Source organism: Duganella sp. HH101, assembly GCF_001758795.1.
In the GTDB taxonomy this organism is placed as follows: Bacteria; Pseudomonadota; Gammaproteobacteria; order Burkholderiales; family Burkholderiaceae_D; genus Rugamonas; species Rugamonas rivuli.
Genome location: NZ_LRON01000006.1, coordinates 33,129 through 45,824, shown reverse-complemented (window position 1 = coordinate 45,824; position 12,696 = coordinate 33,129). Strand labels below are relative to the sequence as shown.

The following is a 12,696-nucleotide window of genomic DNA, read 5'->3' as shown; positions in this document are numbered from 1 at the left end:
TGTTGTTGTGGCCCCATTATTTAACAAGAACTAACTTTTCGCAACGGCTATCTTTATAGGGGCCGGAGTCCTTTTCCCAGCCCGGTCCCAGCGGCGTCTGCGAGCAGGCGATGCCGTTGTCGAGCTTGCTGCGCCACTTGTACCACGGCGCCGGTCCGGCGTTCAGGCTGGCGCTGCAGAGCGCCAGCAGGGCGGCCACGGCGGCGCATCGTTGGAGTTTGTTCATGGTTCAAACCAGTTGTTGGGTGCAGACGCGGTTGCGGCCGCCATTCTTGGCAGCGTACAGCAAATCGTCGGCGGAGGCGATCATGTTGAGGTGGGCGGCGTGCGTGGAGCTGGCGAAGTCGACGCTGGCCACGCCGAAGCTGGCGGTGATGTGGATCTGCTGGCCTTCGTACTCGACCGGCGTGGCGGCCAGCGCGTGCCGCAGGCGCTCGGCCAGCAGGGCGCCGCCGGCCAGGTCGGTCTCCGGCAGGATCAGCAGGAATTCCTCGCCGCCGTAGCGTACCACGCTGTCGACGCTGTCGCGCGTCATCGATTGCAGCAGGGCGCCGAAGCGCTGCAGCACGGCGTCGCCGCCGTTGTGGCCGTAGTTGTCGTTGACCGCCTTGAAATGGTCGAGGTCGCTCATGATGACGGTCAGGCTCAGCCGGTAGCGCTGGGCGCGCGAGATCTCCGTCTCCAGCAGCTGCTCGTGCAGATGGCGGCGGTTGTAGCAGCCGGTCAGCGGATCGCGCACGGACAGGTTCTTGAGCACCGTCTGCGCGCTGTATTCGTTGCGCAGCAGTAGCTGGTAGCGGCGCGCGGCCACGTAGCCGAACAGATTGGTCAGCGCCAGCAGCGCGGCCATGGTGGCCAGCTCGACGCTGCGCAGATGGCCCAGCCGGTCGGCCAGCAGCAGGAAGCCCAGCGTGGCCGGCGCCGCGATGGCCGCCGCGTACAGCAGCCGGTTCGGGATGTAGATGTAGATGACGATGACGACGATGGACATCGAGATCGCATGCAGCGAAAACTCGCCGGGCCGCAGCGCCGCGATCAGCAGGAAGCCGGCCGCGCCCGCCACTTCGACCACGCTGGCCACCACCCGCGTGACGGCGATGGATACGGGCCGGCGCCGCAGCAGCACCAGGCTGCCCAGGGCGGAGGCCGCCACCAGCAGGCGCGCGCCGGCCAGCACCGCCGTGTGCAGGCTGTAGCCCAGCCAGATGACGTCGGTGACGGCAAAACTCAGGTAGAACAGCGAACAGAAGACGAACGTCACCCGCAGTTGCGCCTGCGTCGTAGCCAGATGGTGGCGCAAAAAGGCTTGCTCGGCCGCAGGGTCGCTGAATTCGCAGCGCAGGCTTGCCATGTCCGTCTGCGCGGGATGGGCGGGTTTTGGACGCACGGGACTAGTCTCTTTCGGCTAGGGGCCGGCTGATTGCCGGTCTGATACAACCTATTATACGGCTGCAATATTTGCGTGTAGGAAAATAGTTGAGCCCGCTTACAGCGGCGCCACGCGGGGCAGGCGCATGGTGAAGCTGCTGCCCAGTCCCGGCGTGCTGACGGCCTCGATGCGCCCGCCCAGCACGCCGGTGACGATGTTGTGCGTGATATACAAACCGAGGCCGGAGCCGCCGGCGCCGAGCCGGGTGGTGAAGAAGGGATCGTAGATGCGCGCCAGGTTGGCGGCCGGGATGCCGACGCCGTCGTCGGCCACCGTGATGGCGATCTCGCCGTTGCCGGCGTCCTGGGCCCGTATCATGATGCTGCCGCCGTCGCGGCCGTCGAAGCCGTGCAGGATGCAGTTGTCGATCAGGTTTTCCAGCGCCTGCGCCAGCGGGCCGGGATAGCTGTCGAGTTCTATCCAGTGCTCGATCTCCTCGACCAGTTCCAGCCCACGCTGCTGGACGGTGGCCTGGGTGGCCTGCAGCAGCTGCGCCACCAGGTCGCCCAGCACGAAGCGGCTGCGCGGCGAGCTGGCGCTGTCGACCGCGATGCGGCGGAAGCTGGCCACCAGCGCGGCGGCGCGGTTCAGGTTGCGCAGCACCACCTGGTCGGCGTCGGCCGCCTGTTGCAGATAGCTTTCCAGCACCGAGCGCCGCAGTCCGCCCTCCATGTCGCGCTGGAGCCCGGCGGTGCGCTCGGCCATGCTGCCGGCCATGGTCAGGCAGTTGCCGATCGGCGTATTCAATTCATGCGCCACGCCGGCCACCAGCGCGCCCAGCGCCGCCAGCTTGTCGCGCCGCACCAGCTCTTCCTGCGTCTGGCTGAGGTTGTCCAGCGCCGTGGTCAGTTCCTCGTTGGCGTGCTCGGCCTCCTCCTTGGCGTGCTGCAGCTCGGCGGTGCGGGCGTGCACCAGCTCCTCCAGGTGTTCGCGATGGCGCACCAGCTCGGCCTCGCGGCGGGTGCTGGCGATGGCGATGCCGGCCAGGTGGGTGGCGGCCTTGATCAGGCGGCGGTCGTCCTCGGTCGGGCTGCGCGGCTCGCGGTAGTACATGGCGAAGCTGCCCAGCACCGTGCCCTGGTCGAGCAGGATGGGCATGGCCCAGCAGGCCCGCAGCCCGTAGCGCAGCGCGATGTCGCGGTAGGGCGCCCACAGCGGGTCGTTGAGGATGTCGCTGACCACCACGGTTTCGCGGCGGTGGATGGCGGTGCCGCAGGAGCCGCCCACCGGCCCCGCCGGCAGGCCGTTGATGGCCGCCAGGTAGTCGGCCGGCAGGCTGGGGCCGGCGGCCGTCTGCAGCGTGACGCCGTCCGGCGCCACCAGCATCACCGTGCACAGCACCGGCGGCGCCTGCGATTCGATCAGCAGGGTCAGGCGTTCCAGCGTGTCGTTCAGCGGATCGCCGCGGGCGATCATTTCCAGCACCTGGTTCTTGCCGTCGCGTAGCTGCTCGGCCAGCTTGCGGCTGCTGACGTCGACGATGCGCACATGCATCAGCCGGTGCTCGGGCGTGGTCAGCGGCACCATGCGCAGCTCGCACGCGATCTGGCGGCCGGAGCTGTGCAGCACCGCCAGCTCGAACACCTGGACGTCGCCCGCCATCGCCTGCTCGACGTAGGCGGCGAACACTGCTGCCGACGGCCGCCCGTCCGGCTGCAACGGCGGGCACAGCGCGGGCAGGTCGGTCTGTATCAGCTCGGTCTCGGTCATGCCGAACAGGGTGCGGGTGCGGCGGTTGACATCCAGTACGCGGTTGCTGCCGCGCTGCATCAGCAGGATGGCGTCCGGCGAGCCGGACAGCATGTGGTGGTAGTTGACCTCCAGCGTCGCCATGGTCGGCAGGTCGGACACCGGCGCCGGCGCGATCCGCTGCAGTTGCAGCAGGATTTTTTCAGCGACGTCTTCGCTGGGGAAGGACAGCGGCAGGTAGGCGCAGGCGCCGGCTTCGAAGGCGCGCTCGTGCTCGTCGGCGGTGGGGGCGCCGGACAGCAGGATCACCGGCAGCGCGCCGTCGGCGTGGATGCGCTGGCACAGCTCCAGCCGGGCGCTGCCGGCCAGCGTCACGTCCAGCAGCGCCATGACGACACGGCCGCCGGCCACCAGCGCCAGGGCTTCGTCGCCGCGCCGCACCTGCTCGACCTGCAGGCCGTGGGGCGCCAGCATGACCCTCAGCGTGGCGAGATCGTAGGTCGTGTTGGTAGCGAGCAGGACGATGCCCGGCTGATCGGATGGTGACGGCTGCATCATGGCTGGTGGTCCGCTCCGCAGTAGGCGATGGCAGCCAGTGTCACAGGATGGACGGGCCGGGTCAAGCCTTTATGCAGCTTGTAGTGCGGCAGCCTCCTGGGCCTGGCGGATCAGCGGGAAATTGTCTTCGATCCAGTCGACCAGCACCTCCAGCCGCTCGGCCGCCTGGCGGCCCAGCGGCGTCAGGCTGTACTCCACGTGCGGCGGCACCACCTGTTGCGCGACACGCAGCACCAGGCCGTCGCCGGCCAGCGCGTCCAGCGTCTGCGCCAGCATTTTTTCGCTGACGCCGCCGATCTCGCGGCGCAGCTGGCTGAAGCGGTGGGTGCCGTCCAGCAGCACCACCAAGACCAGCACGCCCCAGCGGCTGGTGATATGGCCCAGCACGATGCGCGACGGGCATTCGGCGGCCAGCACCTGGGCCTGCGGGTGGTCCTGGTTTGCTATCAGCACCTTGCGCAGGGAACGGCTGGATTTCACTTGGCTCATGTGGGCTTCCTCGGGTGGTTGGGGTACTTACCAAATTGTACGTACTTACAATTCGTAAGTATAGCTCTTATTATAGCCCTGACCGCGCGGAAACCTCCCCGTGGCAGCTTACTCAAAGGAAGACCATATGATTATCGTGACTGGCGCAAGCGGCCAACTGGGCCGCCTGGTGATCGCCCGCCTGCTGAAAACCGTCCCTGCCGCACAGATCGTCGCCGCCGTGCGCGACGTCGCCAAGGCCGCCGACCTGGCCGCACAGGGCGTGCAGGTGCGCCGCGCCGACTATGCCGATCCCGCCTCGCTGGACGCCGCTTTCCAGGGCGCCGCCAAGGTGCTGCTGATTTCGTCGAACGAACTGGGCCAGCGCGGCGCGCAGCACCGCAACGTGGTCGACGCCGCCGTGCGCGCCAAGGCCGGCCTGCTGGCCTACACCAGCGTGCTGCATGCCGATACCTCGCCGCTGGCGCTGGCGGCCGAGCATCGCGAGACCGAGGCGGCGGTGCGCGCCTCCGGCCTGCCATACACCTTGCTGCGCAACGGCTGGTACGTGGAAAACTACACGGGCGGCCTGGGCGGGGCGCTGGCGCACGGCGCGCTGGCCGGCGGCGCGGGGGAAGGGCGGATCGCGGCGGCGGCCCGCGCCGATTATGCGGATGCGGCGGCGGCGGTGCTGACCGGCGCCGGGCCGGTCGAGCAAGTGTACGAGCTGGCGGGCGACCGCGCGTTCACGCTGGGCGAGCTGGCGGCGGAGGTGTCGCGCCAGTCGGGCAAGGCGCTGCCGTTCCACAACCTGCCGCAGCAGGCCTACCGCGACATGCTGGTGGAGATCGGCTTGCCGGTGCCGCTGGCCGAGCTGATCGCCGATTCGGATGCGCACGCAGCCAAGGGCGCGCTGGATGACAACAGCGGCACGCTGGGCAGGCTGATCGGCCGTCCCACCATCTCGCTGGCGGACGCCGTCAAAGCGGCGCTGTAATGAAAAAAGCCTCCATCTGCTTTTCAGCTCGATGGAGGCTTTTTTGCGGAATTCTTGGTGCCCACGGAGGGACTCGAACCCCCACACCTTGCGGCACATGGACCTGAACCATGCGCGTCTACCAATTCCGCCACGTGGGCACTGTTACTGCTTTTCTGCTGCGTGTTCTGCAACAGAGGCCCGAATCTTAAAGGACGCCCCGGGCGTCGTCAATAGAGATTTCGTGCTTTTATGAAATAATTTCTTCCGCGTGCAGGGCGGGCGCAATGAAAAAAGCCTCCATCTGCTTTTCAGCTCGATGGAGGCTTTTTTGCGGAATTCTATGGTGCCCACGGAGGGACTCGAACCCCCACACCTTGCGGCACATGGACCTGAACCATGCGCGTCTACCAATTCCGCCACGTGGGCACTGTTGCTGCTTTTCTGCCGCGTGTTCTGCAACAGAGGCAGCATCATGCCGCATGGCGGAGGCGCCGTCAAGGGCTGTCTGCAAATTGATGAAGGCGGCGCACAATGAAAAAAGCCTCCATCTGCTTTTCAGCTCGATGGAGGCTTTTTTGCGGAATTTTTTGGTGCCCACGGAGGGACTCGAACCCCCACACCTTGCGGCACATGGACCTGAACCATGCGCGTCTACCAATTCCGCCACGTGGGCACTGTACTGCTTTGCTGCTTTCCGTCGCTGCGTGTGCTGCAACAGAGGCCAGAATCATAGGGGAGCGGCGCACCCGCGTCAAGAGCGAAATGCTGATTTTTGAGAAAGATTGCATGCGACCACACGGGAGCGTACCGGAGATTTTTCCTGCTTGCTTGTTTGCTCACACTTTCGTAAGCTCCTGTGTGCTACCCCGCCACCCGTAACAACCGGAGACAGGCAATGGACATGCTGAGCAGTTGGTTCGATAGCCAGGGTTTCATGCCGCACGGGCATTGTTTTTTGTGGATACCCTCGATACTGTGGATGAGCGTGATTTCCGACGCGCTGATCGCACTGGCCTACCTGACCATCCCGGTCACGCTGTTGTACTTCATCCGCAAGCGCCGCGACATGCCGTTCGACTGGATGTTCATCGCCTTCGGCATCTTCATCCTGGCCTGCGGCGGCACCCACCTGGCCGATATCTGGGTGATCTGGCATCCCGACTATTGGCTGTCCGTGATCCTGAAGGCGATCACCGCCGCCGCCTCGGTGGTGACGGCCGTGGTGCTGGTGCGGCTGGTGCCGGTGGCGCTGCGCATTCCCAGCCCGGCGCAGCTGGAGGCCGTCAACGCCGAGCTGCTGCAGGCCAACCAGGACTTGCGCGCCGCCATGGAGCGCGCCGAGGTCGCCAACCGCGCCAAGAGCGCCTTCCTGGCGTCCATGAGCCACGAGTTGCGCACGCCGCTCAACGCCATCCTCGGCTATACGCAAATCCTCAAGCGCGACAAGGGTTTGAGCGCCGCGCAGCAAACCGGGGTCGGCACGATACAGCAGGGCGGCCAGCATCTGCTGGCGCTGATCAACGACGTGCTCGACCTGTCGCGGGTGGAGGCCGGCAAGATGGAGTTCCATCCCAAGCCGGTGGCGCTGGGCGAGCTGCTGTCGGTGGTGGCCGACATCATGCGCGTGCGCGCCGAGCAGAAGCAATTGCATTTCGAGCTGGAGCTGGTGGCCGGCCTGCCGCTGGCGATCGACGCCGATGAGACCCGGCTGCGCCAGGTGCTGCTGAACTTGCTGGGCAACGCCGTCAAGTTCACCGACCGCGGCACGGTGCGGCTGCGCGTGCTGCCGCTGCCGCCGGCGCCCGGCGATGCGGACGACGTGGCGCGACTGCGCTTCGAGGTGCGCGACGACGGCATCGGCATCGCGGCCGACCATGTCGAGGCGATCTTCCGTCCGTTCGAGCAGGTGGGCGAGGCGTCGCGCCGCGCCGGCGGCACCGGCCTCGGGCTGGCGATCAGCGGCCAGCTGGTGCGGCTGATGGGCGGCGAGCTGAAGGTGGAAAGCCGGCTGGGGCAGGGCAGCCGTTTCTGGTTCGACGTGCCGATGCGGGTGGTGGCCGCGCCAGCCGCCGTCAGCAGCGACGGCCATACGGCCACCGGCTATCTGGGGCCGCGCAAAACCATACTCGTGGTGGACGACGTCGCCACCAACCGCGCCTTGCTGCGCGACCTGCTGGGCGCGCTGGACTTCCGCATGCTGGAAGCCGACAACGGCATCGCCGCCTTGCGCCAGGTGCAGGCGCGCGTGCCGGACCTGGTGCTGCTGGACATGGTGATGCCCGACATGGACGGCATCGAAACCACGCGCCGCCTGCGCGCCGACGCCCGCACCGCCAACACGCCGGTGCTGATCATCTCGGCCAGTTCGACGCCCGAAGAGGCGGCCCGCTCGCTCGAGGTGGGCGCCAACGCCTTCCTCAGCAAGCCGGTCGACGAGCGCGAACTGCTGCGCGAGATCGGCGCCCATCTGCAACTGGAATGGAGCACGGCGTTGCAATGAGGTCGCGCACATGACTTTCGGCACTCCCCGTTGACGGCGGAGCGGGCCTAACATCACCCCATCGACTCGCCGCATGCGCCGCACGCGGCGGTCACTATCTTTCGACGATGAGGTGACATGGTTACGCGACGCGACATGATGATATTGGGCCTGGCCGCCCCCTGGCTGACCGCCTGCGGCGGCGGTGGCGGCGGCGGCGGCGCCGCGCCGGAAAACGTGGTGCTCTCGGCCATCGTCGACGACGACTGGAACAGGGCCGCGCCGGAGAGCGAGGGCGTGTCGGCGGCGCTGATGCAGACGCTGCAGACCGAGGGCGCGCAGATTCCATCGCTGCGCAGCCTGCTGGTGGTGCGCAACGCCCGCCTGATCGGCGAGCGCTACTATGCAGACGGCAAATCCTCCGACCTGCGCCATATCCGCTCGGCCACCAAGACCGTCAGCAGCCTGCTGGCGGGGCAGGCGATTCGCGATGGAAAAATACGCGGCGCCACCGCCACGCTGGCCGAGTTGCTGCCCAGGGAAATGGCCAAAGTGCCGGCTTCGGTGGCCGGCAAGGTCACGCTGGCCCAGGTGCTGCGCATGCGCAGCGGCCTGGCCTGGGACGAAGATGTGCACATGCAGGAGCTGCTGCATGCGCCCGACCTGGCCAGCCTGGCGCTGGGCCTGCCGATAGCGCCGCTGGGGCCGAACGGTCCGTACTGGAACTACAACTCCGCCGTCTCGCACCTGGTGTCGCCCATCGTCGCGAGCGCCTATGGCGAGGATACGCTGGCGGTTGCCACGCGCAATCTGTTCGAGCCGCTCGGCATCCGCCAGGTGGCCTGGCAGCGCGACGCGACCGGGGCGATACTCGGCTCCTTCGGCCTGCAACTGCGGGCGCGCGATCTGATGAAGCTGGCGTGGATGGCGCTCGACGGCGGCATGTGGCAGGGCAAGTCCGTGGTGCCGGCGGCCTGGCTGGCGGAGAGTTTCACCAACCACGTCCACATCGGCCCGATCGGCGACATGAGCGATGTCGGCTATGGTTATCTGTGGTGGCGCGGCATGCTGGGCGGCCATCAGGTGATCACCGCCTATGGCTTCGGCGGGCAACTCGCCATGCTGGTGCCGGATTTGCGCATGACCATCGTGACGGCCGCGCTGTGGGATTTGCCGATAGATGAGGGCAGCAAGAACGAGGAACTGATCTTCAACCTGATTGGCCGCTTCCTCTCCAGGCTGTAAAGCGAGCGCGAATGAAAAAAGCCTCCCATCTGGACAGAGCGCGATCTTGAGCGCGTTCTGCCTGATGGGAGGCTTTTTTGCGGAATTTTTTGGTGCCCACGGAGGGACTCGAACCCCCACACCTTGCGGCACATGGACCTGAACCATGCGCGTCTACCAATTCCGCCACGTGGGCACTGATGCTTCTTAACAACTCTGCTATTATAACGACGGGGAAGGTTTCGCGCCAGATGAGCTTACGCTCCTTACTGCACATCAACCCTGTCTAGCAGCTTGTATTACTACAAGTCCCGCTTTGCCGCTGTTTTTCAACATTGTCGCTGCGAGAGACCAAGATTATAGAGGAATTTTGCGGGATGTCAAATGCCCCAACATAAAAAATCCGCTCGGATTCGCATAAACGGTCGCAAATTAGTCAATCAGGGCGTTTCCAAGTACACTACGCCTGTCGTCGTGTCATATATATGCACCTGACGATTTTGCCAGGCCGGATTTCCTCTGAACACTGTCAATAATAACTACAGAAATACTTTTGAACCAATCTACCCATACCATTCCCAGCCGGGAGGAAATTCTCGGCATCTTCCGCAGCGCCAAGGCGCCGCTCGATCTGCGCGCACTGTCGAAGTCGCTGAAGGTCGCGACCGAGGCCCAGGCCGTGTTGTCGCGCCGACTCAACGCCATGCAACGCGACGGCCAGATCGTCTCCGACGACAGCGGCCATTTCTCGCTGGCCACCGACACCGGCTTCATCTCCGGCCGCGTCAGCAGCCACAAGGACGGCTTCGGCTTCGTGATCCCGGATGAACCGGGCGAAGACCTGTTCCTGCCCGAAAAGGAAATGCAGAAAGTGCTGCATGGCGACCGCGTGCTCGCCAAGGTCATCGGCGTCGACCGCCGCGGCCGTCCGGAAGGCACCATCGTCGAAGTGGTCTCGCGCGCCAACACCCACATCATCGGCCGCCTGCTGAACGAAAACGGCGCCTGGATCGTGGCGCCCGAAGACCAGCGCATCGCCCAGGACATCCTGGTCGAGGGCTCTATCGGCAAGGCCAAGTCGGGCCAGATCGTCAGCGTCGAATTGACCGAACAGCCGATGCGCTTCAAGCAGCCGGTCGGCAAGATCGTTGAAATCCTCGGTTCGCTGGACGACCCCGGCATGGAAATCGAAATCGCCGTGCGCAAGTTCGGCGTGCCGCATGTGTTCTCGGACGCCGCGCTCAAGCAGGCCAACAAGCTGCCGGACGTGGTGCGCGACATCGACCTGGCCGACCGCGTCGACCTGCGCGACGTGCCGCTGGTGACGATCGACGGCGAAGACGCGCGCGACTTCGACGATGCGGTCTACTGCGAACCGGTCAAGATCGGCCGCACCAACGCCTATCGCCTGATCGTCGCGATTGCCGACGTCAGCCACTACGTCAAGCCGAACGACGCGCTCGACGCCGACGCGCTGGAGCGCAGCACCTCGGTCTACTTCCCGCGCCGCGTGATTCCCATGCTGCCGGAGAAGCTCTCCAACGGCCTGTGCTCGCTGAACCCGGCGGTCGACCGCCTGACGCTGGTGTGCGACGCCGTCATCACCGCCAAGGGCGAGATCAAGGCCTACCAGTTCTACCCGGCCGTGATCCACTCGGCCGCGCGCCTGACCTACACCGAAGTGGCCGACATCCTCGGCAACACCAAGGGGCCGGAAGCGGCGCGCCGTCCAGGCATCGTGCCGCATCTGCTGAACCTGTACGAGGTGTACAACGCGCTGCTGAAGGCGCGCACCGAACGCGGCGCGATCGATTTCGAAACCACCGAAACCTACATCGTCTGCAACCCGTCCGGCAAGATCGAGAAGATCATCCCGCGCACCCGCAACGACGCCCACCGCCTGATCGAGGAATGCATGTTGACCGCCAACGTCTGCGCGGCCGACCTGCTGATACGCCACAAGCATCCCGGCACTTACCGCATCCACGCCAGCCCGACCGCTGAAAAGCTCAAGCAGGTACGCACCTTCCTCAAGCAGGTGAACCTGAGCCTGAACGGCGGCGACAAGCCGACCGCCGGCGATTACGCCGAGCTGATGCGCCAGGTCAAACAGCGTCCGGACGCGTCGCTGCTGCAAACCATGCTGCTGCGTTCGATGCAGCAGGCGGTCTACAGTCCCGACAATATCGGCCACTTCGGCCTGGCGTACGAGGCCTATGCCCACTTCACCAGCCCGATACGCCGTTATCCGGACTTGCTGACGCACCGCGCCATCAAGGCCATCCTGCTGGGCAAGAAGTACGAGCCGAAAGTGGCCAGCACCAGCGTGCTGAACACCAACGTCTCGAACGCCACCCGCAAGCAGCAGGCCAAGGACAAGGCCGAGGGCAAGGAAAAGAAAGCCGCCGACCTGACCGTGTGGGACGCGCTGGGCGTGCACTGCTCGGCCAACGAACGCCGCGCCGACGAAGCCTCGCGCGATGTCGAGAACTGGCTGAAGTGCTACTTCATGCAGGACAAGCTGGGCGAGGAATTCACCGGCATCATCACCGGCGTGACCACCTTCGGCATCTTCGTGCAGCTGGACCAGCTGTTCGTTGAGGGCCTGGTGCACATCACCGACCTGGGCGCCGACTACTTCCAGTACGACGACGCCCGCCACGAACTGCGCGGCGAACGCACCGGCAAGAAGTTCCAGCTGACCGATCGCGTCAGCGTGCAGGTGGTGCGCGTGGACCTGGAAGCGCGCAAGATCGACCTGCGCCTGGCCGGCGCCGACGCGCCGCCGCCGCGCGCCGACAAGGGCGATGCGCAATCGAAGGACCGCAAGACCAACATCAAGCCGGGTCCGGCCGTGCCGAAGGCGCAGCCGGTCAAGGCCGTCGCCAAGGGCCAGTCCGACCGGGCTGGCGCCGGCAAGCCGGCCGCCGTGAAGAGCGCCGCCAAGCCCGCGGCCAAGCCCAAGGGCGGCCGCAAGACTAATGCCGGGGCGGCTGCCCCGGTTGCACCCCGAGCAGCGAAGACTGTCTCAAAAAGTAAAAAGAAGCGATAAATGAGTAAGAATAAAATGATTTTCGGTTTCCACGCTGTGACCTCGCGCTTGCGCCATGAGGCCGCGTCGGTGGAAGAGATTTTTGTCGACATCGGCCGCGACGACCGCCGCATGAAGGACCTGGTCGCCAACGCCAAGGCTGCCGGCGTGCGCGTGATGCCGGTCGATTCGGCCCGCCTCGACAAGATCGTCGGCACCCGCCGCCACCAGGGCGTGATCGCCTTCGCCTCGCAGCTGGCGCTGGCGCGCAACCTGGATGAACTGCTGGACGCCATCGAAGGCCCGCCGCTGCTGCTGGTCCTGGACGGCATCACCGATCCGCACAACCTGGGCGCCTGCCTGCGCGTGGCCGACGGCGTCGGCGCACACGCGGTGATCGTGCCGAAGGACCGCGCCGTGGGTTTGAACGCCACCGCCGCCAAGGTCGCCTCCGGCGCGGCCGAGACCGTGCCTTACATCACCGTCACCAACCTGGCGCGCACGCTGCGCGACCTGAAGGACCGCGACATCTGGCTGATCGGCACCTCCGACGACGGCGAGAAGGGCTTGTACGAAGCCGACTTCACCGGCCCGACCGCGCTGGTCATGGGTTCGGAAGGCGAGGGCATGCGCCGCCTGACCCGCGAGACCTGCGACATGCTGGTCAGCATTCCGATGTTCGGTTCGGTTGAAAGCCTGAACGTCTCCGTCGCCTCCGGCGTCTGTCTGTACGAGGCACGCCGCCAGCGTATCGCCAAGGAAGGCTAAGCCTTCCCGCCTACCCCGGGGCGTTCCGCCGTGAGGGTCGGACCCCGATGGGGTCTGACCCTGCACTGCCG

Annotated in this window: 9 protein-coding genes and 4 tRNA genes; 5 read left to right on the top strand and 8 right to left on the bottom strand. The window is 65.9% G+C overall.

Annotation, left to right across the window (positions count from 1 at the left end):
* Positions 1–16: 16 nt before the first annotated feature.
* The 4 genes from DUGA2_RS11455 to DUGA2_RS11440 all read right to left on the bottom strand — a co-directional run bounded on the left by DUGA2_RS11455 (position 17) and on the right by DUGA2_RS11440 (position 4,165).
* On the bottom strand, positions 17–226 hold the full coding sequence (locus DUGA2_RS11455; protein ID WP_070269409.1) for a hypothetical protein: 210 nt from the start codon (positions 224–226) through the stop codon (positions 17–19).
* Positions 227–229: 3 nt separating this feature from the next.
* On the bottom strand, positions 230–1,387 hold the full coding sequence (locus tag DUGA2_RS11450) for a GGDEF domain-containing protein (RefSeq protein ID WP_307170101.1): 1,158 nt from the start codon (positions 1,385–1,387) through the stop codon (positions 230–232).
* Between the two features lie 99 nt (positions 1,388–1,486).
* A complete protein-coding gene (locus DUGA2_RS11445; RefSeq protein ID WP_070269407.1) occupies positions 1,487–3,676 on the bottom strand; it encodes an ATP-binding protein in 2,190 nt (729 codons plus the stop codon).
* A 69-nt stretch (positions 3,677–3,745) separates the two neighbouring features.
* Positions 3,746–4,165 (bottom strand): helix-turn-helix domain-containing protein, encoded by a 420-nt coding sequence (locus DUGA2_RS11440; protein WP_070269406.1) that lies wholly within the window; start codon positions 4,163–4,165, stop codon positions 3,746–3,748.
* A 127-nt stretch (positions 4,166–4,292) separates the two neighbouring features.
* On the opposite strand from DUGA2_RS11440, the gene DUGA2_RS11435 reads away from it, so the two are divergent.
* Positions 4,293–5,141, top strand: coding sequence for an NAD(P)H-binding protein (locus DUGA2_RS11435; RefSeq protein ID WP_070269405.1), 849 nt, complete (start codon positions 4,293–4,295; stop codon positions 5,139–5,141).
* 55 nt (positions 5,142–5,196) lie between these two features.
* Here DUGA2_RS11435 and DUGA2_RS11430 read toward each other — a convergent pair.
* The 3 genes from DUGA2_RS11430 to DUGA2_RS11420 all read right to left on the bottom strand — a co-directional run bounded on the left by DUGA2_RS11430 (position 5,197) and on the right by DUGA2_RS11420 (position 5,796).
* A tRNA-Leu gene (locus DUGA2_RS11430) sits at positions 5,197–5,281 on the bottom strand.
* Between the two features lie 183 nt (positions 5,282–5,464).
* Positions 5,465–5,549, bottom strand: a tRNA-Leu gene (locus DUGA2_RS11425).
* A 162-nt stretch (positions 5,550–5,711) separates the two neighbouring features.
* Positions 5,712–5,796, bottom strand: a tRNA-Leu gene (locus DUGA2_RS11420).
* 306 nt (positions 5,797–6,102) lie between these two features.
* Between DUGA2_RS11420 and DUGA2_RS11415 the strand changes: the two genes are divergently transcribed.
* Both DUGA2_RS11415 and DUGA2_RS11410 read left to right on the top strand, forming a co-directional pair.
* Positions 6,103–7,623: an ATP-binding protein gene (locus DUGA2_RS11415; RefSeq protein WP_168167778.1), complete on the top strand. Its 1,521-nt coding sequence runs from the start codon at positions 6,103–6,105 to the stop codon at positions 7,621–7,623.
* Positions 7,624–7,740: 117 nt separating this feature from the next.
* Positions 7,741–8,847, top strand: a complete 1,107-nt coding sequence (locus DUGA2_RS11410) for a serine hydrolase (protein WP_070269403.1) — start codon at positions 7,741–7,743, stop codon at positions 8,845–8,847.
* A gap of 90 nt (positions 8,848–8,937) precedes the next feature.
* Here DUGA2_RS11410 and DUGA2_RS11405 read toward each other — a convergent pair.
* A tRNA-Leu gene (locus DUGA2_RS11405) sits at positions 8,938–9,022 on the bottom strand.
* Between the two features lie 357 nt (positions 9,023–9,379).
* Here DUGA2_RS11405 and rnr point away from each other — a divergent pair.
* Both rnr and rlmB read left to right on the top strand, forming a co-directional pair.
* On the top strand, positions 9,380–11,878 hold the full coding sequence (rnr, locus tag DUGA2_RS11400; RefSeq protein ID WP_070269402.1) for a ribonuclease R: 2,499 nt from the start codon (positions 9,380–9,382) through the stop codon (positions 11,876–11,878).
* The gene (gene rlmB, locus DUGA2_RS11395) at positions 11,879–12,625 is read left to right on the top strand and encodes a 23S rRNA (guanosine(2251)-2'-O)-methyltransferase RlmB (RefSeq protein ID WP_070269401.1); all 747 of its coding nucleotides are present in this window, start codon (positions 11,879–11,881) and stop codon (positions 12,623–12,625) included.
* Positions 12,626–12,696: the final 71 nt, after the last annotated feature.